Origin of the sequence: Leisingera sp. NJS204 (genome assembly GCF_004123675.1) — a bacterium.
In the GTDB taxonomy this organism is placed as follows: Bacteria; Pseudomonadota; Alphaproteobacteria; order Rhodobacterales; family Rhodobacteraceae; genus Leisingera.
Genome location: NZ_CP035417.1, coordinates 2,501,963 through 2,522,689 on the forward strand (window position 1 = coordinate 2,501,963; position 20,727 = coordinate 2,522,689).

20 protein-coding genes are annotated in these 20,727 nt (G+C 63.9%); 10 read left to right on the plus strand and 10 right to left on the minus strand.

The annotated features are described in order from the left end of the window. Positions 1 to 3: 3 nt before the first annotated feature. The 3 genes from ETW24_RS12315 to ETW24_RS12325 all read right to left on the minus strand — a co-directional run bounded on the left by ETW24_RS12315 (position 4) and on the right by ETW24_RS12325 (position 4,633). The gene (locus tag ETW24_RS12315; RefSeq protein WP_129371317.1) at positions 4 to 1,005 is read right to left on the minus strand and encodes a DctP family TRAP transporter solute-binding subunit; all 1,002 of its coding nucleotides are present in this window, start codon (positions 1,003 to 1,005) and stop codon (positions 4 to 6) included. Positions 1,006 to 1,664: 659 nt separating this feature from the next. Beyond that, the gene (locus ETW24_RS12320) at positions 1,665 to 2,894 is read right to left on the minus strand and encodes a sigma-54-dependent transcriptional regulator (protein WP_129371318.1); all 1,230 of its coding nucleotides are present in this window, start codon (positions 2,892 to 2,894) and stop codon (positions 1,665 to 1,667) included. Beyond that, positions 2,891 to 4,633 (minus strand): sensor histidine kinase, encoded by a 1,743-nt coding sequence (locus tag ETW24_RS12325; protein WP_129371319.1) that lies wholly within the window; start codon positions 4,631 to 4,633, stop codon positions 2,891 to 2,893. Before ETW24_RS12325 ends, ETW24_RS12320 begins: the two co-directional genes overlap by 4 nt. A 59-nt stretch (positions 4,634 to 4,692) precedes the next feature. Here ETW24_RS12325 and ETW24_RS12330 point away from each other — a divergent pair, with 59 nt between their 5' ends. Then, positions 4,693 to 5,874, plus strand: coding sequence for a cytochrome P450 (locus ETW24_RS12330; protein ID WP_129371320.1), 1,182 nt, complete (start codon positions 4,693 to 4,695; stop codon positions 5,872 to 5,874). A 153-nt stretch (positions 5,875 to 6,027) separates the two neighbouring features. Here ETW24_RS12330 and ETW24_RS12335 read toward each other — a convergent pair whose 3' ends face one another. Next, positions 6,028 to 6,495 carry an Lrp/AsnC family transcriptional regulator gene (locus ETW24_RS12335; RefSeq protein ID WP_129371321.1) on the minus strand — a complete coding sequence of 156 codons (468 nt, stop codon included), beginning with the start codon at positions 6,493 to 6,495 and terminating at the stop codon, positions 6,028 to 6,030. A 210-nt stretch (positions 6,496 to 6,705) separates the two neighbouring features. Between ETW24_RS12335 and cobA the strand changes: the two genes are divergently transcribed. The 7 genes from cobA to ETW24_RS12370 all read left to right on the plus strand — a co-directional run bounded on the left by cobA (position 6,706) and on the right by ETW24_RS12370 (position 12,242). Further along, positions 6,706 to 7,461 (plus strand): uroporphyrinogen-III C-methyltransferase, encoded by a 756-nt coding sequence (gene cobA, locus ETW24_RS12340; RefSeq protein ID WP_129372924.1) that lies wholly within the window; start codon positions 6,706 to 6,708, stop codon positions 7,459 to 7,461. Next, positions 7,461 to 7,769: a DUF2849 domain-containing protein gene (locus ETW24_RS12345; protein WP_129371322.1), complete on the plus strand. Its 309-nt coding sequence runs from the start codon at positions 7,461 to 7,463 to the stop codon at positions 7,767 to 7,769. Before cobA ends, ETW24_RS12345 begins: the two co-directional genes overlap by 1 nt. Beyond that, entirely contained in the window at positions 7,762 to 9,426 is a 1,665-nt protein-coding gene (locus tag ETW24_RS12350; RefSeq protein ID WP_129371323.1) for a nitrite/sulfite reductase, read from the plus strand. The genes ETW24_RS12345 and ETW24_RS12350 overlap by 8 nt, the downstream gene beginning before the upstream one ends. Before the next feature lie 3 nt (positions 9,427 to 9,429). Then, positions 9,430 to 10,191, plus strand: a complete 762-nt coding sequence (locus tag ETW24_RS12355; protein WP_129371324.1) for a phosphoadenylyl-sulfate reductase — start codon at positions 9,430 to 9,432, stop codon at positions 10,189 to 10,191. A 5-nt stretch (positions 10,192 to 10,196) separates the two neighbouring features. Continuing rightward, entirely contained in the window at positions 10,197 to 10,592 is a 396-nt protein-coding gene (locus ETW24_RS12360) for a DUF934 domain-containing protein (protein WP_129372925.1), read from the plus strand. A gap of 145 nt (positions 10,593 to 10,737) precedes the next feature. Next, the gene (locus tag ETW24_RS12365) at positions 10,738 to 11,604 is read left to right on the plus strand and encodes a ferredoxin--NADP reductase (RefSeq protein WP_129371325.1); all 867 of its coding nucleotides are present in this window, start codon (positions 10,738 to 10,740) and stop codon (positions 11,602 to 11,604) included. 134 nt (positions 11,605 to 11,738) lie between these two features. Beyond that, positions 11,739 to 12,242 carry a hypothetical protein gene (locus tag ETW24_RS12370; protein ID WP_129371326.1) on the plus strand — a complete coding sequence of 168 codons (504 nt, stop codon included), beginning with the start codon at positions 11,739 to 11,741 and terminating at the stop codon, positions 12,240 to 12,242. A gap of 102 nt (positions 12,243 to 12,344) precedes the next feature. Here the strand turns inward: ETW24_RS12370 and ETW24_RS12375 are convergent, their stop codons facing one another. Further along, positions 12,345 to 12,947 (minus strand): translation initiation factor 3, encoded by a 603-nt coding sequence (locus ETW24_RS12375; protein WP_129371327.1) that lies wholly within the window; start codon positions 12,945 to 12,947, stop codon positions 12,345 to 12,347. Positions 12,948 to 13,401: 454 nt separating this feature from the next. Between ETW24_RS12375 and infC the strand changes: the two genes are divergently transcribed. Beyond that, positions 13,402 to 13,863, plus strand: coding sequence for a translation initiation factor IF-3 (infC, locus tag ETW24_RS12380; RefSeq protein WP_311198504.1), 462 nt, complete (start codon positions 13,402 to 13,404; stop codon positions 13,861 to 13,863). A gap of 134 nt (positions 13,864 to 13,997) precedes the next feature. Then, positions 13,998 to 14,636: a methyl-accepting chemotaxis protein gene (locus ETW24_RS25110; RefSeq protein ID WP_129371328.1), complete on the plus strand. Its 639-nt coding sequence runs from the start codon at positions 13,998 to 14,000 to the stop codon at positions 14,634 to 14,636. A gap of 51 nt (positions 14,637 to 14,687) precedes the next feature. Here ETW24_RS25110 and ETW24_RS12390 read toward each other — a convergent pair whose 3' ends face one another. From ETW24_RS12390 to ETW24_RS12410, 5 genes are all read right to left on the minus strand, one after another. Continuing rightward, entirely contained in the window at positions 14,688 to 15,476 is a 789-nt protein-coding gene (locus ETW24_RS12390) for an FAD binding domain-containing protein (protein ID WP_129371329.1), read from the minus strand. An 87-nt stretch (positions 15,477 to 15,563) separates the two neighbouring features. Next, a complete protein-coding gene (locus ETW24_RS12395; protein ID WP_129371330.1) occupies positions 15,564 to 17,933 on the minus strand; it encodes a xanthine dehydrogenase family protein molybdopterin-binding subunit in 2,370 nt (789 codons plus the stop codon). A 102-nt stretch (positions 17,934 to 18,035) separates the two neighbouring features. After that, positions 18,036 to 18,521: a (2Fe-2S)-binding protein gene (locus ETW24_RS12400; protein WP_129371331.1), complete on the minus strand. Its 486-nt coding sequence runs from the start codon at positions 18,519 to 18,521 to the stop codon at positions 18,036 to 18,038. Between the two features lie 164 nt (positions 18,522 to 18,685). Next, entirely contained in the window at positions 18,686 to 19,687 is a 1,002-nt protein-coding gene (locus ETW24_RS12405) for a molybdopterin-binding protein (RefSeq protein WP_129371332.1), read from the minus strand. Further along, on the minus strand, positions 19,684 to 20,664 hold the full coding sequence (locus tag ETW24_RS12410; RefSeq protein ID WP_129371333.1) for an XdhC family protein: 981 nt from the start codon (positions 20,662 to 20,664) through the stop codon (positions 19,684 to 19,686). The genes ETW24_RS12405 and ETW24_RS12410 overlap by 4 nt, the downstream gene beginning before the upstream one ends. Positions 20,665 to 20,727: the final 63 nt, after the last annotated feature.

Genomic DNA, 20,727 nt, shown 5'->3' on the forward strand with positions numbered 1-20,727 from the left:
GAGTTACAGGCCTGCGTTAATGGCTTGCGCGGCGTCGATCTTCTCCTGGCCGACGTCGCCTGCAAATTTCTCCCACACGGGCTTCATTGCTTCGACCCAGGCCGCGCGCTGCCCAGGGCTCAGCTCACGCACAACGCCGCCGGCATCGATGATCGCCTGGCGGGCTTCGCCGTTCACCTTGGTCGACTCGGCGTTCCGGGTCGCGGTCACCTCGTTCAGGATGGTCAGGAACTGGTCGCGCACCGCCGGGTCCAGGCTGTCCAGCCAGTCCACGGACGTTACCACCAGATAGTCCAGCGCGCCGTGGTTGGTCTCGGTCACACCGTCCTGCACCTCAAAGAACTTCTTCCCATAGATGTTCGACCAGGTGTTCTCCTGCCCGTCCACAACACCTTGTTGCAGCGCGCCGTATACTTCCGAGAATGCCATCTTCTGTGGCGAGCCGCCGATCGCTTCCATCTGCGCCACCAGCACGTCCGAGGACTGCACCCGGAACTTCAGCCCATTGGCATCCGTGGGCTCGACCAGCGGCTTGTTGGCCGACATCTGCTTCATGCCGTTGTGCCAGTAGGCCAGCCCCTGCAGACCGCGGCGCTGCATCGAATCCAGCATCTCCTGGCCGGTTTCGGACCCCTGGAACGCATCCACGGCGTCGATGTTCTTGAACATGAACGGCAGGTCGAACAGGCGGAACTGCTTGGTGAACTTCTCAAACTTCGACAGGGACGGTGCTGCCAGCTGCACGTCGCCCTGCAGCATCGCTTCCAGCACCTTGTTGTCATTGTACAGTGTCGAGTTCGGATAGACCTCGATGCACATGGTGCCGTTCATCTCTTCGTTCACGCGGCTCTCCAGCAGCGACGCGGCAATCCCCTTGGGGTGCTTGTCGGTGTTGGTGACATGGCTGAACTTCACCACGATCTCGCCGTCGTCGCAAGCAGCACTTGCAGCGCCTGCGGTGACGGTCAGTGCCAGTGCGGTGGCGGCAGTGGTCAGGAATTTCATGGTCTTTTCCTCCCAGAAAAATCATCTCTAAATCCGATGTTGCATTCAGCGCATGGCTGAAGCCCGCCCAGAGCATCCCAAGTTGCAAGAATCCGCTCAAGAATTGATTCGGGACTCATCAGCCGTCAGTTTTTTCCGCATTCCGGCAATGACTTACCGGCAATTCCAAGCGCATCCAGGTGGAGACCGTCAAAGGCTGTGCGGAATCCCGCACAGGGTGCTTCCGGCTTTGTGCGGAATTTCGCACAAATGTTAGCGCAAGACAATTCTGCCGGGAGAATCGCCGCCCCTTCAACTTTTCAAAAATACTCCCGCCGGAGGCATCCTCACTATCCGCCGTGCGCCGCCCGCCGGGATGTTGCCCCCCCCTGCGTACGCCCCGCTTGCCCGGCCTTAACCCGGCCCTGCGATACTCTGACCTGTCGCGACACCGGAGCGGTCTGACACCCCGCACCATCAGGAGATCACAGGGTCCCCAAGACCACCTCTTCAACGGGTGCAGGGGCGTCCCGAACGAAGGCTTCATGCGGACATGGGCTTACCCCCGTCCTCCCTCCGCCCCCATGCCCCATTCCGGGGTTTCCGGCGGCGCCGCCTCCCTAATACTCCGGCAGCAGTGCCGGACCTGACCAATCGTAAGGCCCCGGCTGCCAGCGCACTCAGCGGCGGTAGTCTTCGGGCCGGATGCCATAGCGGGCCAGCTTGTCATAAAACGTCTTGCGCGGCAGCCTCAACGCTTCCGCGGCCGCAGCCGCGCGCCCGTTGGCCCGGCCCAGCGCCGCAATCAGCAGCGAGCGTTCGACCTGCGCCATCTGCTCCGCCAGACCCAGCCCTGCCGCTGCGGCGGCCTCTTCCGGCATGCCCAGCACAAACCGCATTGCCGCCGACATCAAGGATCGCGCATTGCCCGGCCAGTCCTGCGCCATCAGGGCTGCCAGATGGTCCTGCGAAATCTCCGGCACCTCGATCCCCGCCTGCTCTGCCGCCTGCGCCACGTAATGACGGAACAATACCGGAATATCGCCGGGGCGTTCGGCCAGCGAGGGGATCCGCACCCGCATCACATCCAGCCGGTAAAACAGATCCGGACTGAACCCACCCGCCTGCACCTTATCCGCCAGACCCGCACTGGAGCCCGCAATGATCCGCACCCCGCTGCCCTGTTCCAATTGGGCCAGCAGCGCAAATTGCGCCGCTTCCGGCAGCGCCTGCAGCTCATCCAGAAACAGCGAGCCGCCCGCCGCCTCCTGGCACAGCTCCGCCACCGTCTCTGCGGCCAGCCCTGCGGCGGGGCGTTTCACAAACGGCCCCTGCCCCGCAGGCGACATCAGGTGAATGACCTCCGCCACTTTGGAAATACCGCTGCCCGGCGCGCCGGTAACCAGCACCTCCGCCCCCGTCGGCGCCACTGCGCGCACCCGCTGGCGCATTTCCATGGCCTGGGGCGAGGTGCCGAACAACAGCCGCGCCGCCGGATCGCCGGTCTCCAGCTGATGCTTCAGCCGCCGGTTCTCCAGCACCAGCGCCCGAGTCTTCAAGGCGCGCTCCAGCACCGGCAGGAAATCTGCTGCGGCGCAGGGTTTTTCCAGAAAATCAAACGCCCCCTGCGACATCGCTTTGACCGCCATCGGAATGTCGCCCTCGCCGGTCAGCAGCACCACCGGCAGCTCCTCGTCGGCGCCACGGGCATACTCGAGCAGGTGAAACCCGTCCCGCCCCGGCATCCGGATGTCCGACACGATGATGCCGCCGAACGCCGGCGTGATATGATCCTTTGCCGCCACAAACGAGCCGCAGGCGACCACCTCCAGATCATTCAGCTCCAGCGTCTGCGCCAGCGCCTCGCGCACCGCCGCGTCGTCATCCACCAGCAGCACTTTGCGGGTCATGCGGCATTCCCCTTCCTGGCACCTTCGCGCCATGGTTCCAGTTCCACTGTGAACACCGCACCGCCGCCGGTATTGGCACCGCGGATGTTGCCGCCAAAGCTCTGCACCAATCCGTAAGAAATCGACAACCCCAGCCCCATGCCTTCGGAACTGCCCACCGCCTTGGTGGAATAAAACGGGTCGAACATCTTTTCCGGCTCCTTGATGCCAGGGCCGCTGTCCTGCACCCGCACCTGCAGCCGCGGGCCGCCTTCAACAGAGATTGAGATCACCTTCTCCAATTGCCCTTGCATCGCATCCGCCGCGTTATTGATCAGGTTCACAAACACCTGCGTCAGCCGCACCTCGCCGCCCCAGGCCGGCACCGGCGCCGCATAGGCCGCCTCGTCCCAGCGCAGATCTATATGATCCGCTTTCAGCCGCGGCGCGGTCAGCTCCACTGCCGTTTTGATCACCTGCACCAGATCGACCTGCCCCATCGGCTCGCTTTCATTGCGCGCAAAGGCGCGCAGGTTCTTGATGATCCGCGCCATCCGAACCGCCATGTCTGCAATCCGGTCCAGGTTCTCAGCCGTGCGCCCTGCCTTGCCCCGCTCCAGAAAGGCGGCGCCGTTTTCGGCAAATTGCTGGATCGCCATCAGGGGCTGGTTCAATTCATGGCTGATGCCCGCCGACATCTGCCCCAAAGCGGACAGCTTGCCCGCCTGCACCAGATCCTCCTGGGCACGTTTCAAAGCGGCTTCGGCTTCCTCGCGCTCGCCCACCTCGCGGCGCAGCTGATCATTGGCCAGAGACAAGGCCTTGGTCCGTTTTTCCACCCGGCTTTCCAGCACCGCATTGGCCTCGGCCAGGGTGCGGCGGCGCTCCATCACGATGAACAGCATGGCGCCCAGAGCCAGGCACACCGCCGCCAGCGCCGCCGCCTGCAAGGCTGCGATCCGCTGGGCCGGCGCCACATCCACCAGAATTTCGCCTGTCATCCCGATCAGCGGCAAATCCACTGAAAGATGCAATGCGCGGCCGGGCAGATACGGGCTGCCCTCAAGACTCCAGATTTCATGGTCAGCATAACGGTCCCTGCCGGTAACACTCGGGGTTTCCCCCGCCGCGCCTCGCTGCCAGAACAGCAATTCGGACCGGTTGGAAATGAACACCTCGCCGCTCATGCCGGTAAAGAACACCGCCGGCAGCGAACCGCGCCAGGTCTGCTCCACGTCATTCACATCCGCTGCAACCACCAGCGCCCCGCGCACACCGCCGGGCTGAAACACTGGCGCGGCATAGAAATACGACCGCCGCCCGCCCGGCTGCAAAACCGCGTGACCGGTTCCCATGGCCCCTTGCATGGCACGTATGAAATAGGCCTGATCCGCAACATCCGGCCCGGCCACCCCTTCGGCTGCCGCCAGCACTCGGCCGTCTGCGGCGGCAAAGAACACGTCCAGCGCCGCGGTTTTATCGGCAACCGCGCGCAGAAGCTCCGCCGCCGCCTCGCGCGCGCCAGGCGTGGACAAATCCGCCAGCGCCGGGTGTCCGGCGGTCAAAACCGCCAGCTCCTGATAGACCTGCAGCTGGGTGCTGACCCGGTCCGACGCCAAGGCCAGATCCGCCGCGCTGCGCTCTGCCAGGCTGTCCAGCGCTTGACGGTAGCCATAAGACCAGACCATCAGCGCCAATGCCGCCACGGCCAACAGGAACCCGGCAGGCAGGCTCCAGCGAAGTATTTGCTGTGTTTTCATTGCGGCACGTTATCAAAGCGCCCCTTGCATTGACCAGACGCAGCGGCAAAAACCGGTGTATGAAGACTTTAATCCAATCCCCCACCGATCCGGCCTTTGTGCAGGACCCCTATCCCTTCTATGCGGCGGCCCAGGCAGAGGGCCAGATGCACCACTGGCAGGATTACGGCATGGTCGCCGCCTTCGGCCATTCCGCGGTGCATATGCTGCTGCGCGACCGCCGCTTTGGCCGCGAGGTGCCGGAAGAGCTGCGCAAGGACGGCCCAGCCCATCTTGCCCCCTTCCTGGCAGTGGAGGCGCATTCGATGCTGGATGCCGAGCCGCCCCGCCACACCCGCCTGCGCCGCCTGGTGCTGCGCGCCTTCACCTCGCGCGAGATCGCGGCACTGGAGCCAGGCATCAAGGATCTGTGCCACCAGCTGATCGACGCTTTCCCGGACCAGCCGTTTGACCTGCTGGAGGCCTATTGCACCCAGGTGCCGGTGATCACCATCTGCCGCCTGCTAGGGGTGCCCGAGGACATGGCGCCGCAGTTGCTGGATTGGTCGCACAGGATGGTGGCGATGTATCAGGCGTCGCGCACCGAAGAGACCGGACACGCCGCCGCCAAAGCCGCGCATCAGTTCACAGAGTTCCTGCGCAGCTACATCAATGAGCGCCGCAATGATCCCCACGACGACCTCATCACCCGGCTGATCGCCGCCGAGGAGGAAGGTGACAAGCTGTCAACGGATGAGCTGATCGGCACCTGCATCCTGTTGCTGAATGCAGGCCACGAGGCCACCGTGCACTCCCTTGGCAATGGTATTAATACCATGCTGCAGCAGGGCTGGCAGCCCGAATGGCTGGCGCCGGAGGGGATCGACGGGCTGGTGGAGGAGATCCTGCGTTATGACCCGCCGCTGCATATGTTCACCCGCTACGCCTATGAGGAGGCCGAGGTCTTCGGCCACACATTCCAGCGCGGCGATCAGGTGGCCTTGCTGCTGGCCGCCGCCAACCGCGACCCGGCGGCACTGGGCGGCGCGGACCGCTTCGACCCGGCCCGCCCGCCCAAAGTGAACAAAAGCTTTGGCGGCGGTTTGCATTTCTGCGTCGGCGCGCCGCTGGCGCGGCTGGAGATGCAGATTGCCCTGCCGATCCTGTTCGGCCGCTGCCCGGATTTGAAACTGGCGGCAGCGCCGGAGTACTCAAATACCTACCACTTCCACGGGTTGACCCGGCTGTTGGTGACGGCCTGACTTGGAGCTCTGCCCAAACGCATGCTTAATATGCGGCTCTGCCCCAAACGCATATTAAACATGGGGCTCTGCCCCAAACCCCGGGGTACTTCAGGACCAGAAAGAAGCAGACCATCCTCTGCTGCTTCTTTCTGGACTTAAATACCCGAACCCTTAGGGTTGCAACGGCAGCATCGTTGTGGATTTGATCTCCTCCATCGACAATAGCGCCGTCACATTATGCACCCGCACTTCGGCAATCAGCGCCTGATAAAAGACGTCATAGGCGCGCGCGTTCTGCACCCGGACTTTCAGGATATAGTCGATGTCGCCCGCAAGCCTGTGCGCTTCCTGCACTTCGGGGCGGTCGCGCAGCGCCTGCAGGAATTTGGCCTGCCATTCCGCCTCATGCTCGGATGTGCGGATGAGAACAAAGAAACAGGCTTCAAACCCCAGCGCCTCGGCATCCAGCAGCACCGTCTGCTGGCCGATCACCCCGCCCTCTTTCAGCTTGCGGATGCGATTCCACACCGGGGTCTTGGAGGAGCCCACCTGACGGGCGATTTCGTCCAGCGACTGGCCCGCGTCGCGCTGCAGTTCAGCCAGAATTTTCCGGTCAGTGGCGTCGATCCGCACCGTCATTCCTGTTTTCTCCTATTGTGAGGACCAATCGGCCCCGTGTTCAGCTGCGGTAAAACCAGTGTTCTTATTTCCGCAGGTATATAGCGTAATACCGGGAATATTTCCTATATCTAACCTCAAGTCAAACACACTGGAGAGGCCGCCAAGATGCCTGCACATAATATACACGCTGCCAACGCCACCGCTTACACCCGCGGCAGCATGGCTTGTATGGTTGCAGGCCAGGTTGTTTTTGCAGGCTCCGGCCCCGGCGACGCGGATCTGTTGACCGTCAAAACCCTGCGTGCGCTGCAGGAGGCCGATGTCATCCTCTATGACCGTCTGGTCAGCGGTGAAATCATGGCGCTGGCCGGTCCGCAAGCGCTGCTGGAAAATGTCGGCAAGGAAGGCTTTGGTGCGCAGGTCAGCCAGGACGAGATCAACACGCGGCTGGTCGCCCATGCCAAGGCCGGCCGCAAGGTGCTGCGGCTGAAGGCCGGAGATCCCACTGTCTTTGCCCGGCTGGATGAAGAGCTGACCGCCTGCGAAGCGGCCGGCATTGCAACCCAGATCATTCCCGGCATCACTGCCGCTTCGGCTGCCGCGGCCGGCATCGGCCAGAGCCTGACGCAGCGCGGGCGCAACACCTCGGTCCGGTTTCTGACCGGCCACGCGATGAGCGGTTTTGCCGATCACGACTGGGCTGCCCTTGCGCGCCCCGGCGAGGTTGCCGCGATCTACATGGGCAAGAAATCCGCCCGTTTCGTGCAGGGCCGCCTGATCATGCATGGTGCTGACCGCGCCACGCCGGTGACCATTATCGAGAACGCCTCGCGCCCCGAACAGCGGGTGCTGGAAACCAATCTGGACCGTCTGCCTGCCGACCTTGATGCGGCTGGCTTTGACGGCCCGGCCCTCACCTTCCTGGGTCTTGCGCCGCGCAAAGCGGCCGCTGCCCTGAACGATCTGAAAACGGAGCTTGCATAATGGCCCGCGCCTTTACCCCCAAAGTCATCACCGCCAACGACCTGCTCGAGGGCGACGTGATCTATTTCACCGCTGACGACAGCTGGACCCGCGACCTGGCGCAAGCCGAGCTGATCACCGATGAGGCAGACGCCCAGCTGCGCCTGCTGGAAGCGGAGAAGCAGAACATCCGCATCGTCGGTGCCTATCTGGCCGACGCCAAGGCAGGCCCGAACGGCCCCGAGCCGACCCACTTCCGCGAGGATTTCCGCCGCACCGGCCCCTCGAACTATTTCCACGGCAAGCAGGAGGCTGAAGCCAATGTATAAGTACAACGAGTTCGACGAAGCCTTCCTGGCGGAACGCAACGCCCAGTTCCGCGCCCAGGTCGAGCGCCGCATCGACGGCTCCCTCACCGAGGATGAGTTCAAGCCGCTGCGCCTGATGAACGGCGTCTACCTGCAGCTGCACGCCTATATGCTGCGGGTCGCGGTGCCTTATGGCACCTTGAACTCCGCCCAGATGCGCACCCTGGCGCTGCTGGCGGAAAAGTGGGACAAGGGCTATGGCCATTTCACCACCCGTCAGAACATCCAGTACAACTGGCCGAAACTGCGCGACATTCCGGATATGCTGGACGCGCTGGGTGAGGCTGGCCTGCACGCCATCCAGACCTCGGGCAACACCATCCGCAACACCACCGCCGACCATTTCGCCGGTGCCGCGGCGGATGAGCTGACCGACCCCCGCCCCTATGCCGAGCTGATCCGCCAGTGGTCCACCGACCACCCGGAATTCCAGTTCCTGGGCCGCAAGTTCAAGATCGCCATCACCGGCAGCGGCAACGACCGCGCCGTGATCAAGGCGCATGACGTGGGCCTGCAGGTGGTGGAACAGGACGGCAAGGTGGGCTTCAAGGTTGTCGTCGGCGGCGGCCTGGGCCGCACCCCGATGATCGGCCAGGTGCTGCGCGAATTTCTGCCGCAGGCGGATCTGCTGCCCTATCTGGAGTCGGTTCTGACCGTCTACAACGTGCTTGGACGGCGCGACAACAAGTACAAGGCACGCATCAAGATCACCGTCTCCGAAAACGGCATCGAAACCTACCGCGCGATGACCGAAGAAGCATTTATGGCGATCCGCGGCCAGTACGACGGCACCGACCAGCAGCAGCTGGCCGAGATCAAGACGCATTTCCAGGCGCCGGAGTTCCGCTCCGGTTCCACCGAAGCCTTTGATGCGGCTTACGCAAACGACCCGGTGTTCCGCGCCTGGGCCGACACCAATCTGGCCGAACACCGCAAGGGCGACCACGCCATCGTGACCATCTCGATCAAGGCGCATGGGCAAACCCCGGGCGACGCGACTGCCGAGCAGATGCGGGTGATGGCTGATCTGGGTGAGCAATACGCCTATAACGAGCTGCGCATCAGCCACCAGCAGAACGTGATACTGCCGCATGTCCACAAGAACGACCTGCCCGCAATCCACGCCACGCTGAAGGCAAACGGTCTGGCCACTGCCAATATCGGCCTGATCTCGGATATCATCGCCTGCCCCGGCATGGATTATTGCGCGCTGGCGACCGCCCGCTCGATCCCGGTCGCACAGGAAATCGCAACCCGCTTTGACGAACTGAAGATGGAGCACGACATCGGCCATCTGCAGATCAAGATCTCGGGCTGCATCAACGCCTGCGGCCATCACCATGTTGCCCACATCGGCATCCTGGGCCTGGACCGTGCGGGGGTGGAGAACTACCAGATCACCCTGGGCGGCGACGCTACCGAGACGGCGGCCATCGGCACCCGCACCGGTCCTGGCTTTGCCTATGACGAGATTGTTCCCGCAGTAGAGCGCATCGTCGAGGTCTACATGGCCCAGCGTGAAGGAGCTGAGGAAACCTTCCTTGAGACCTACCGCCGGATCGGCATGGAGCCGTTCAAGGCAGCACTTTATCCCGAGGCCCAGAAAAAGGTCGCCTGACCCATGTTTCACACAGCCGGAAACAAACCCGCCGGGGAGCCTGTCAGCCCCCGGGACCGGGAACTGGCCGCCAAGGCGGAGGCGCTGAATGCGCGCTTCCGCCACCATTCGGCCACCTCGGTGATGCAGGGCGCATTGCAGGACGCGGGGCATATCGCTCTGGTCTCGTCTTTCGGTGCGGAATCTGTGGTGCTGCTGCATATGGCTGCGGTCATCGACCCGATGACCCCTGTCGTGTTTGTCGACACCGAACTGCTGTTCACCGAGACGCTGATCTATCAGCAGGAAGTGAGCGAGCGGCTGGGCCTGCGCAATCTGCGCATCATCCGCGCCGATGATATCGCCGAAAAGGACCCCTATGGGGCCCTCAAGTTCAGCGACAAGGACGCCTGCTGCGCCCTGCGCAAGACGATCCCGCTGCAAAAGGCGCTGGCGGGCTATGACGGCTGGATTACGGGCCGCAAACGGTTCCAGGCCGGCACCCGCGCAGCGCTGGAGTTCTTCGAGGTCGAAGAGGGCACCGGACGGCTCAAGATCAACCCGCTGGCCCATTGGGCGCCCGAGGACGTGCGCGCCTACATGGATGAAAACCGCCTGCCCCGCCATCCGCTGGTGGCCAAGGGCTATCCGTCGATCGGCTGCGCGCCCTGCACCAGCCCGGTCAAAGAAGGCGAAGACCCGCGCGCCGGCCGGTGGCGCGGGGAAAACAAAGAAGAATGCGGCATCCATGTTGTGGACGGCCAAATGGTACGCACAGGAGCGTGAGTGAGATGACTGTTATCGTGACCGACACGGGTTTTGCCCCCGACGACTGGACCACCGGCTTTGAAGGCGCTGAAGTGCTTGAACTGGCCTCCGACGCCAATCTGAACGACGTGTCGCTGGACGGCGTCGAGCTAGTGCGGGTTGCCTTCCCCAGCTTTGCCGACGGGCGCGGCTTTACCCTGGCCCGCCAGCTGCGGCTGCGGGGCTATCAGGGCCGCCTGCGCGCCTTTGGCCATGTGATTGCCGACCAGTATGCCATGGCCCGCCGCTCCGGCTTTGACGAGGTTGAGCTGTCCGACGATCTGGCCGCCCGCCAGCCCGAAGACCAGTGGCTCGCCCGTGCCAACTGGAAAGACCACAGCTATCAGGCCCGCCTGCGCGGCAGCACCGCTGCCCGCTAAGCCAGCCCTCCCGAGCCTGGGAAAACCCTTGCCAGACCGGTTCCGTTGCGTCCAGCGCGGGGCCGGTTTCGCAAAACAGGGGGTTTTCCTGACCTGTATCAAAGACTAATCAGAGGTGCCGGCTACTCCTCCGGCAGTGGACCCGATGAATGAGATGACACCCGTGACCGACATTGCAACCAACGCCGCGCCCGAAAAGGCAAAGCCCGCCCTGCCCGATGCCCAGACCGTCACTGAGGTGAAGCACTGGACCGACAAGCTGTTCTCCTTCAAGGTGACCCGCCCGGCCTCGCTGCGGTTCCGCTCGGGCGAATTTGTGATGATCGGCCTGATGAACGATCCCGATCCCAAGACCGGCAAGGTGAAACCCTTGCTGCGCGCCTATTCCATCGCCTCGCCCAGCTGGGACGAGGAAATGGAGTTCTACTCGATCAAGGTGGAAGACGGCCCGCTGACCTCGCGCTTGCAGCACATCCAGCCGGGCGATGAGATCATCCTGCGCCCCAAACCCGTCGGCACCCTGGTGCATGACGCGCTGCTGCCCGGCAAGCGGATCTGGTTCTTTGCCACCGGCACCGGTTTTGCGCCCTTTGCGAGCCTTCTGCGCGAGCCGCAGACCTACGAGGATTACGACGAGGTGATCATCACCCACACCTGCCGCACGGCGGGTGAGCTGACCTATGGCCGCGAACTGATCGAAAGCCTGAAGCAAGACGAGCTGCTGAACGAGGTGATCGGCGAAGGCTTCTGGAAGAAGATCAAATACTACCCGACCACCACCCGCGAAGAGAGCCCCAAGATGGGCCGGATCACCGACCTGATGCGCTCGGGCGAGGCGTTTGCCGAGCTTGGAGTGCCGCCGCTGAACCCGGAAAGCGACCGCGCAATGATCTGCGGCAACCTGGCCTTCAATCTGGAACTCAAGGACCTGTTCGAGAATACTTACGGGCTGGAAGAAGGTGCCAATTCGAAACCAGCGCATTTCGTGGTCGAAAAAGCCTTTCTCGACTGATCCTGCGCCGGAGAGCGGCTGCGGCTGCCCCGATTTTGACACTGTTTTGACGGGAGGCTGCCGCCTCCCGTTTATCTTTTGTTGGGGATGATTCTGTATTCCGGTTGCTGAGATCCAGAACGGAGCAGCAAGAAGTGCAGAACGAATTGACCTCGGGGCAGCCGCCTGTTTTCCAGTCCGTCAGAACAGAGGCTGGCAAAGCCCGCGTCAAGGCAGCTGTTGCAGGGTTCCAGGCCCGTCCCGGCCAGGTGCAGCCGACAGCCGCGGAGCGGATTGCCAGCGTCAAGGCCCGCTATGATGCGCGCGCCATTGCCCCCGGCGACATTGACGAAATGTTTGACGCGCTGGTGCAGGCCGGCCATCCGGTGACCTCGCCGATGCTGCTGCTGAATTCGATGGGCAAGCGGTTCCGCAGCCATCTGGCCACCATCACCGGCAGCGCCTATGACGGCGTCAAGCCGCTGGATCTGATCGGGGTGGCCCAGCTGCAAATCCAGCGCGCCCGCAAACAAGGCGGCAACAGTGCCGGCTGGGAGACCTTCCTGGCCTTCCTGGCGCCGCAGCCGCAGCCCGGCGGCCAGGCGCCGCTGGACCATATGGCCCGTGTTGCGCAGCAAGCGCAGGCCCGCCCCCACTGATCCGCGGCAGTCAATTCAGGCCGCAGACGTCCGGCGGCAGGCATGATGCCTGCCGCCGGATGCGTTTTGTGCCTTGCGGCCACACTTAGCTTACGGCCTGGCTCACTCGCTGCCTGCAGTGCTTTCGGTTTCCGCCGAACCGGGTTGGTTCAGCAGTTCCTGTGCGGTGCCGGCTGCATTGTCCAGCGCCTCGGATGCGGCGTCCTGGGCAGCCTCAGCCGCGCCGGCAGCGGTCTCTGCCGCGCCGGTGGCAGCCTCGCCCGCCTGATCCACAGCAGAGCCTGCGGCATCCGCAGCGTCATCCGCAACGCCGGCGGCGGCATCGGTGGCCGCGTCTGTGGTGTCCTGGACGGCATCCGATGCAGCACCCGCCGTGCCCTGGGCCGCATCAACCGCATCCCCTGCCGTTTCTGCCGCCGCTTCTGCGGCCTCGCTTACGGTGTCCTGCACCGCATCAACAGCTGCGCCGGCAGCTTCGGCACCGGATTCGATGGCGCCCTCAACGGCGTCCGCCGCATCTTCCACCGCCTGCTCGGCCGGCGCCGTGCTGTCCTCGTCTGCCGTTTCCGGCGCTGTGCTGCTCTGTTCTTCTTGCACGGCCGGCACCTCAGCAGGTGCCGGGTCCTGCGCGTCCTGGCCGTTCAGCAGCACATATCCGCCCACGGCAGCAGCTCCCAGCGCAATCAGGATCAATAACTGTTTCATAATACACTCCTTCCGTTTACCGGCTTGGCCGGCCTGGCCGCGCCATCCGCAGCATCTGCCTGCCAGATGGCGCGCGGCAGCGCAGCACTCAAGGGGGAAGTTTCCCAAGCCTGCATCACGGGCGGCCAGCTGCCGCCGGCCGGTCCCGCAACTGGCGGAACCCCGCCGCATTCCGGTCTTTTCAGGATGCTGTCCCGCAGCGCCACGCTGCCGTCCGGCCAGGGTTCGCGCCTGTTTTCGGGGCCATTTGCAATATGCGGCCTTGAAATGCGGCTTTCCTGCCGCCATACCGCCTATAAGCCTTGAATCACATGCGCGGGGGCAGTAGCGTTCCCGCACTTTTTGCAATGACAGAAGGATCGCAGTCATAGCCCGCAGACCTCATAACGCGCCGCCGCAACGCGACACCGGCCCGCGCGTCAACGAAAAAATCCGTGCCTCCGAAATCCGCCTGATTGGCGCCGATGGCGATAACGCAGGGGTTGTGACCCCCGCCAGAGCCATGGAAATGGCCGCCGAGGCCGGATTGGATCTGGTGGAAATCTCGCCCAATGCCAACCCGCCCGTGTGCAAGATCATGGACTTTGGCAAGTTCAAGTATGAACAGCAGAAACGCGAGAGCGAAGCCCGCAAGAAGCAAAAGATCATCGAGGTCAAAGAGGTCAAGTTCCGTCCCAACACGGACACTCATGACTATGATGTGAAGATGCGAAACGTCTACAAGTTCCTGGAAAACGGCGACAAGGTGAAAGTCACCCTGCGTTTCCGGGGCCGCGAGATGGCGCACCAGAACCTGGGCCGCGAGCTTTTGGAACGGGTTGCGGAAGACATCAAGGAATTGGGCAAGGTCGAGAACATGCCCAAGATGGAAGGCCGTCAGATGATCATGATGATCGGCCCGCTGCCGAACAAGTAATCCGGCCGCCTTCAAGACAGGTATCCAGCCCCGCAGTGCCGCTGCGGGGCTTTTCTTTTGCCAAAGCCATCGCAGTTAGCGCTGCCTTAACGCCTGCCCGGTAGAAGGGTCTGCATGGTCACTAAGGTGCAGGCATGAAAAGTTTATCCGACGTACAGAACACCGCTTTCATGGCCGTCGGCCCCAGCCGGATCGCCGCGCTGTCGCTGCTGGCCCTGGCCCAGGATCCGAAAGGCACGGATGCCGGCAGCGCCACGGACGTTCTGACCTTGTCGGTACAGCGCATTGCGGCGGCCCATGCGATGCTCAGCAGCGGCCTGGACAGCCTGTTGCAGGAGTGCAGCTACAGCCTGCCCAAGGATCTGGAAGCCAAACGCCAAGCCTGCCTGGACGTGCTCGGCCCCCTGCACAGCGCCACCTCCCGGCCCGAGGGCGGCCCGCTGGAAAATGTGCGCCGGATCCCGGACCTTGCGGGCCTCTGCCTTTACCGGCTGGAACCAGCTGTCTCCGGCTTTCTCAGCCAGATGGTCCAGACCTTATGCGACGCCCAGAAGATGCGCGAAGAAGAGCGCGAGCAGAACATGCGCACAACCATCGCCAATGCCGAAGGGGTCGGCCGCAACATCAAGTTCATCTCCTTCAACGCCTCGATCGAGGCGGCGCGGATCGGCGATATGGGCAAGGGGTTTGCGGTGATCGCAACCGAAATCCGCGAATTGTCAGGCAAGACCCAGACATTGCTGGAGGAAATCTCCGGCTACCTGCGGCACTAGCCGCCGCATTCGGCAGGCACCGGCATCCCGGTGCCTGCTTTGTTCAAACCATCAAGCAGCCGCCGCCACGGCGCGTTTGGCCATCACCCCGACCAGATGGGCGCGATAGGCTTTGGAGCCATGCAGATCCGCCATCATGCCGCCGGCATCCACGCTGAGGCCAGCAAGCGCCTCCGGCGCAAAATCCGCATCCAGCGCGGCTTCGGCCTCACTCCAGCGGAACACGCCCTCCTCTGAGGCGCCGGTCACCGCCACCCGTGCGCCCGCCGCATATTTCGCCGCAAACACCCCGACCAAGGCAAAGCGCGAGGCCGGCTGCAGGAACTTCTGGTAACTGGCCTTCTGCGGCACCGGAAAGCGTACCGCGGTGATGATCTCACCGTCTTCCAAAGCGGTCTCAAACAGCCCGCGAAAATAGTCATCCGCGGTGATCTCGCGCCGGTTGGTCATAATCGTTGCACCGCTGCCCAGCGCCGCCGCCGGATAACAGGCTGCGGGGTCGTTGTTGGCCAATGAGCCGCCGATGGTGCCGCGGTTCCGGACTGCCGGATCGCCGATTTGGCCCGCCAATGCCGCCAATGCCGGATAGGCATCTGCCGCAGTTTCAGCCACCTCCGCATGGGTGGTGGCGCCACCGATGCTCAGCACCCCGTCACCGCCGCTGACGCCCTTCATTCCCTCAATGCCCGCCAGGCTCACCAGTTTCGACGGCATCGCCAGCCGCTGTTTCAGCGTCGGGATCAGCGTCTGCCCGCCGCCCAGCGCCTGCGCGTCCTCATCCGCCAGCGCCGCCACCGCTTCAGCTATGGTCGCGGGTTTCTCGAACTCGAATTCATACATTTCGTATCCTTTCTGAAAACCGGCCCGCCGGCTTTCATCTTTCCGAAAAATACTCCGGGGGTATGGGGGCAGCGCCCCCATGAACCCTTACCCGTTCATCGCCGCCCAGACCCGCGAGGGCGACAGCGGCATGTCGATATGGGTGACATTCTTGCCTGCCGACTGCAGTGCATCGACCACCGCGTTGACAACCGCAGGCGGCGAGCCGATGGCACCGGCCTCACCGCAGCCCTTCACGCCCAATGGATTGTGGGTGCAGGGCGTCTGGCAGGAATGGTCCACCTGGTAGAACGGCACGTCATCAGCCCTGGGCATCGCGTAATCCATAAAGGACGCCGACAGCAACTGCCCGTCTTCGTCATAGGCAGCGTTTTCCAGCAAGGCCTGGCCAATACCCTGCCCCAGCCCGCCGTGGACTTGGCCGTCAACGATCATCGGGTTGATAATATTGCCAAAATCATCCGCCGCCGCAAAGCTTTGGATCGTCACCTTGCCGGTGTCGGGATCCACTTCCACCTCGCAGGCGTAGGCGCCGGCCGGATAGGTGAAGTTCGCGGGGTCGTAAAATGCGGTCTCCTCCAGCCCTGGCTCCAGTTCCTCTAACGGGTAGTTGTGCGGCACGTAAGCGGTCAGGGTCACGTCGCCCCAGGCCACTGATTTATCAGTGCCCGCAACAGTGAACTGGCCGTCCTTCAGCTCGATATCGGCATCAGATGCCTCCATCAGATGGGCAGCGATCTTCTTGGCCTTGCTGATGATCTTCTCGGTCGCCCGCACCATGGCCGAGCCGCAGACCGCAATCGAGCGCGAGCCATAGGTGCCCATGCCGAACGGCACCCTGCCAGTGTCGCCATGCACGATGTCGATCATGCTTTCATCGATGCCGATCATCTCGGCCACCACCTGCGGAAAGGACGTCTCATGCCCCTGCCCGTGGGAGTGCGCGCCGACAAAGACGCTGATGGTCCCGGTCGCATTCACCCGCACGGTGGCGGCGTCATACAGACCCGCCCGCGCGCCCAGCATGCCAACGATGTTCGAGGGTGCGATGCCGCAGGCCTCAATGTAGCAGTTCACACCAAAGCCGCGCAACTTGCCCTTGGCTTCGCTCGCCGCACGGCGGGCAGCAAAGCCTGCCACATCGGCGACCTGTTCCAGCTTATCCATGGTCGCAACGTAGTCGCCGGTGTCATAGGTCAGCGCCACCGGGGTTTCATAGGGGAACTCGGTGATGAAGTTCTGACGCCGCAGGGCAATCGGATCGGCGCCCAGCTCCCGCGCGGCCTTGTCGATAATACGCTCCAGCTGATAGGTCGCCTCGGGCCGGCCAGCACCGCGGTAGGCATCCACCGGCACTGTGTTGGTGAAGACGGATTTCACGTTCACCTGCACCACCGGCGTCTTGTAGTTGCCCGCCATCAGGGTGCCGTGCAGGTAGCTGGGCACCGAGGTTGAGAAGGTCGACAGGTAGGCGCCCATATTGGCCATCGTATTGGTGCGCAGCGCGGTAAAATTATTATCCGCATCCAGCGCCAATTCGATCTTGGTCACATGGTCGCGGCCATGGGCGTCCGAGATGAACGCTTCGGACCGGGTCGAGGTCCATTTCACCGCCCGCCCGCAGGCCTTGGCCGCATGGGTGCAAAAGGCCTCTTCGGCATAGTGAAAAATCTTGGAGCCGAAGCCGCCGCCGACATCCGGGGCCACCACGCGGACCTTGTGCTCCGGCAGGCCCAGCACAAAGGCGCACATCAAAAGCCGGATCACATGCGGGTTCTGACTGGTGGTGTGCAGCGTGTATTCATCGGTGCCGCGGGCGTATTCTCCGATTGCCACACGCGGCTCCATCGGGTTGGCGACCAGACGGTTGTTGATCAGCTCCAGCGTCGTCACATGCGCGGCGCTGTCAAAGGCTGCCTGCACAGCGTCGTCATCAGGATTGCCAAACACCCAGTCATAACAGAGATTTGAGGTAAGATCCTCATGCACCTTGGTGCTGCCGTCCGCCAATGCGCCAGCCATATTCACAACTGCGGGCTTGTCGCTGAGGTCCAGCTCAATCGCCTCTGCCGCATCGCGGGCCTGCTCGACTGTGTCGGCGACCACGGCGGCGACGATCTCGCCCACGTGGCGGATGGTGCCGTCGGCGATGATCGGGTGGCGCGGCTCCTGCTGCGGGTTGCCGTGGCGGTCGGTCACGCCCCAGCCGCAGGGGATGCCGCCAACCTCGGTGAAATCGGCGCCGGTGAAGATTTTCACCACGCCGGGCATCGCCTCGGCGGCGCTGGTGTCGATCGAATTGATGGCCGCATGGGCCACATCGGCGCGCAGGAAATGCACATGGGCCTGACCGTGCACGTTGATGTCATCGGTATAGTTTCCGGCTCCTGTCAGGAACCGCACGTCCTCGCGCCGCTTGGGGCTGGCGCCGATGCCGCTGTCATTGTCCTTGGGCATGTCTGGATCTTCCTCCCTGGAGGGTGCTGCCGTGGCGCACCTCTTGGTAATCACTCCTTGTTCAACTCAGGCCGCTCCCTGTCGGCCTGGGGTCGTCATCTGTCACTCTGCCGCGATGGCCGATACATCCTGGCCCGAGGCCGCCAGGATCGCCTTGACGATATTGTGGTAGCCGGTGCAGCGGCACAGGTTGCCCTCAAGGTAGTCGCGGATTTCCGCCTCGGTGGGTTTGGGGTTGTCCTTCAGCAGCGCTGCTGCCGACATCACCATGCCCGGCGTGCAAAAGCCGCATTGCAGCCCGTGGTGGTCCTGGAACGCTTGCTGGATTGTATTCAGCGAGCCGTCGGCATTGGCCTGCCCTTCGATGGTGGCGACCTGCGCGCCCTCGGCCTCCAGCGCCAGCATGGTGCAGGCTTTCACCGCCTGGCCGTCCACATGCACAACGCAGGCGCCGCACTGGCTGGTGTCGCAGCCCACATGGGTGCCGGTCAGGCCCAGCTCCTCGCGCAGGAATGCGGACAGCAGCGTGCGCCCTTCCACGTCGCCGCTGGCAGCCTTGCCGTTCACGGTCATTGAGACCTTGGCCATAGTACCCTCCCTTTAGCTTGTTTTTGTCTGGCTGGGGGGAGTTAACCACGGCGGCAGCGATCCGCGAAGTGTTTTCAGGGCGGTGCCGGCGGTAAAATTCGCGTCAGAGGGGCCTGCCTAGGGTTGTGACCTTGCGTCACAAATCACGTGCCGCAGCGCCGCATTCAACCTTCTGCATCGCGGCGCGGCATCGGGCGGGTGGGGATTTCCTTCAGCAGGCCGCCGACGCCCATCGCGGCAATATCGGCAGAGGTGACCGGAAGGCCGCAAATCACCCGCTCCAGCACCCAATCGGCGCCGTTGAGCGCCGGAGAGCGCGCGCAGCCCGGCAGGCCAATGACAGGCCTGTCCTGAAAGATGCCCAGAAACAACAGGTTGCCGGGATCGACCGGCATCCCGAACCGGGTGACGCTGCCGCCTGCTTTGCGCAAAGCCTCAGGTGCGACATCGTGGGTGTCAGAGGTCGCCGAGCCGGTCAGCACCAGCACCAGCTGCCCCGGTGCCCGGGTGATGGCCTCTGCCAGCGCGTCCTCTCGGTGCGGCACCACAATGCGCGGCGACAGGGGGATGCCCATCCGGTGCAGGCGCCCGGCCATCGCAGCGCGGCCTTTGTCCGGCGGCGTCTCGTCACTCACCTGCGTTTCAATCAGCGTGGCGGAGGAGAATACCGGCGGCAGCACCCGGATCGCATCCCCTGCGCCTTCGCTGGCGCGGCGGATGGCGTCGGCGGCGACGCCATAGGAGATGATCTTGATTGTGGCCAGCATCCCGTCCGCATCGGCGCGGTGATAATCCGGCACTGTGGCAACGGTGATCATCGGGTCCGCCGCATTGACGGCCTCCAGCTTGGCCCGGTCCAGCCGCACCAGACCAGAGCGGTCGGCATAGAGGTTCACCCGGCCCGTACCTGCACCGGAAATGCGAACGCCCTGCGCCGACGGGTCCGGTACCAGCGCATGTCCAAGCGCTGCTGCGGCGGCGTCCTCGTGCAGATCAGCTGGGTCGAGCCGGGCGACAGTCAGGGTTTCATGCCCCGCTGCGGCGAGGTCCTGGAGGTCATCTGCAGTCAGCACCGTGCCCTTGGCCACCTTGCAGGAGGCACCGCGCAGCGAATGCGCGAGGATGGCGCCCTTGGCCTGATGCAGCGGGACGGGTCCGAACCTCATGGCTGCTTGCCGCGCAGCACGGCAGTCATTTCGGCCAGAATGGACACGGCGATTTCCGCAGGGCCGGCGGCGCCGATATCAAGGCCGATAGGGCCGTGGATGCGGTTGATTTGGGTTTCGCTGAAGCCGGCGCCCTGCATCCGCGCCACCCGGGCGGCTTGTGTTTTCTTCGATCCCAGCGCGCCGATGTAGAACACATCTGCCTTCAGGGCCGCTTGCAGCGCCGGATCGTCCAATTTCGGATCATGGGTCAGCAGCACCAGCGCGGTGCGGCTGTCGAGACCGAGCTTTGCCAGCGCCTCGTCCGGCCAGTCGTCCATCAGCATCTCGCCGGGGAAGCGTTCCGGCGAGGCAAAGGCGGCGCGCGGGTCGATGATCACCACGTCATACCCCGCGATCCGCGCCATCGGCACCAGCGCCTGGGTGATGTGGACCGCGCCGACGCAGACCAGACGCAGCGGCGGGTTGTGAACGGCCACAAAGGTTTCGCCGTCGTCTTCCAGGCCTGAGCGGTCCAGGCGCATCCGGTCGGGGTATCCCTCGCGGACCAGGCGGCGGGCGCCGGTGGCAAGGTTCACCTCATAGGCCACGGGCGTGCGGTTGGCGCGGGCCTCTGCCAGTTCTTGCAGCAGGTCCGCGGGCAGCGCCGAGCCGGCCGGCTCCACCAGCACCTTGATGGTGCCGCCGCAGGCCAGGCCGACGGCAAAGGCGTCCGCGTCGCTGACGCCGAATTCCAGCAAGCGGTGGCGGCCGTCCTGCAGTGCGTCAAGTGCTTCGGCCACCACGGCGCCCTCGACGCAGCCGCCGGAGACGGAGCCTTCGATCTTGCCATCCCCTGAGACCGCCAGCTGCGAACCGGTGCGGCGCGGGGCGGATCCCCAGGTCTGCACCACGGTGGCCAGCGCCGCGCCTGAACCGGAACGGTGCCATTCCAGGGCTGTCTCAGGCGCGTTCTCAAACGGGTTTGCGGTATGCATGCGGCGTCCTCCCCGCCGGTTTGCCCGGCTTTGAACCTCAAAGGTCGGGGTTCGTTGGCTTGG

Excerpts from the sequence above, each read along its gene's own strand:
- ETW24_RS12330 (WP_129371320.1), top strand. The coding sequence starts at position 4,693 with ATGAAGACTTTAATCCAATCCCCCACCGATCCGGCCTTTGTGCAGGAC.
- ETW24_RS12395 (WP_129371330.1), bottom strand. The coding sequence starts at position 17,933 with ATGCCCAAGGACAATGACAGCGGCATCGGCGCCAGCCCCAAGCGGCGC.
- ETW24_RS12325 (WP_129371319.1), bottom strand. The coding sequence starts at position 4,633 with ATGAAAACACAGCAAATACTTCGCTGGAGCCTGCCTGCCGGGTTCCTG.
- ETW24_RS12365 (WP_129371325.1), top strand. The coding sequence starts at position 10,738 with ATGAATGAGATGACACCCGTGACCGACATTGCAACCAACGCCGCGCCC.
- ETW24_RS12400 (WP_129371331.1), bottom strand. The coding sequence starts at position 18,521 with ATGGCCAAGGTCTCAATGACCGTGAACGGCAAGGCTGCCAGCGGCGAC.
- ETW24_RS12315 (WP_129371317.1), bottom strand. The coding sequence starts at position 1,005 with ATGAAATTCCTGACCACTGCCGCCACCGCACTGGCACTGACCGTCACC.
- ETW24_RS12390 (WP_129371329.1), bottom strand. The coding sequence starts at position 15,476 with ATGTATGAATTCGAGTTCGAGAAACCCGCGACCATAGCTGAAGCGGTG.
- ETW24_RS12350 (WP_129371323.1), top strand. The coding sequence starts at position 7,762 with ATGTATAAGTACAACGAGTTCGACGAAGCCTTCCTGGCGGAACGCAAC.
- ETW24_RS12375 (WP_129371327.1), bottom strand. The coding sequence starts at position 12,947 with ATGAAACAGTTATTGATCCTGATTGCGCTGGGAGCTGCTGCCGTGGGC.
- ETW24_RS12360 (WP_129372925.1), top strand. The coding sequence starts at position 10,197 with ATGACTGTTATCGTGACCGACACGGGTTTTGCCCCCGACGACTGGACC.
- ETW24_RS12355 (WP_129371324.1), top strand. The coding sequence starts at position 9,430 with ATGTTTCACACAGCCGGAAACAAACCCGCCGGGGAGCCTGTCAGCCCC.
- ETW24_RS12320 (WP_129371318.1), bottom strand. The coding sequence starts at position 2,894 with ATGACCCGCAAAGTGCTGCTGGTGGATGACGACGCGGCGGTGCGCGAG.
- cobA (WP_129372924.1), top strand. The coding sequence starts at position 6,706 with ATGGTTGCAGGCCAGGTTGTTTTTGCAGGCTCCGGCCCCGGCGACGCG.
- ETW24_RS25110 (WP_129371328.1), top strand. The coding sequence starts at position 13,998 with ATGAAAAGTTTATCCGACGTACAGAACACCGCTTTCATGGCCGTCGGC.
- ETW24_RS12405 (WP_129371332.1), bottom strand. The coding sequence starts at position 19,687 with ATGAGGTTCGGACCCGTCCCGCTGCATCAGGCCAAGGGCGCCATCCTC.
- ETW24_RS12345 (WP_129371322.1), top strand. The coding sequence starts at position 7,461 with ATGGCCCGCGCCTTTACCCCCAAAGTCATCACCGCCAACGACCTGCTC.
- ETW24_RS12335 (WP_129371321.1), bottom strand. The coding sequence starts at position 6,495 with ATGACGGTGCGGATCGACGCCACTGACCGGAAAATTCTGGCTGAACTG.
- ETW24_RS12410 (WP_129371333.1), bottom strand. The coding sequence starts at position 20,664 with ATGCATACCGCAAACCCGTTTGAGAACGCGCCTGAGACAGCCCTGGAA.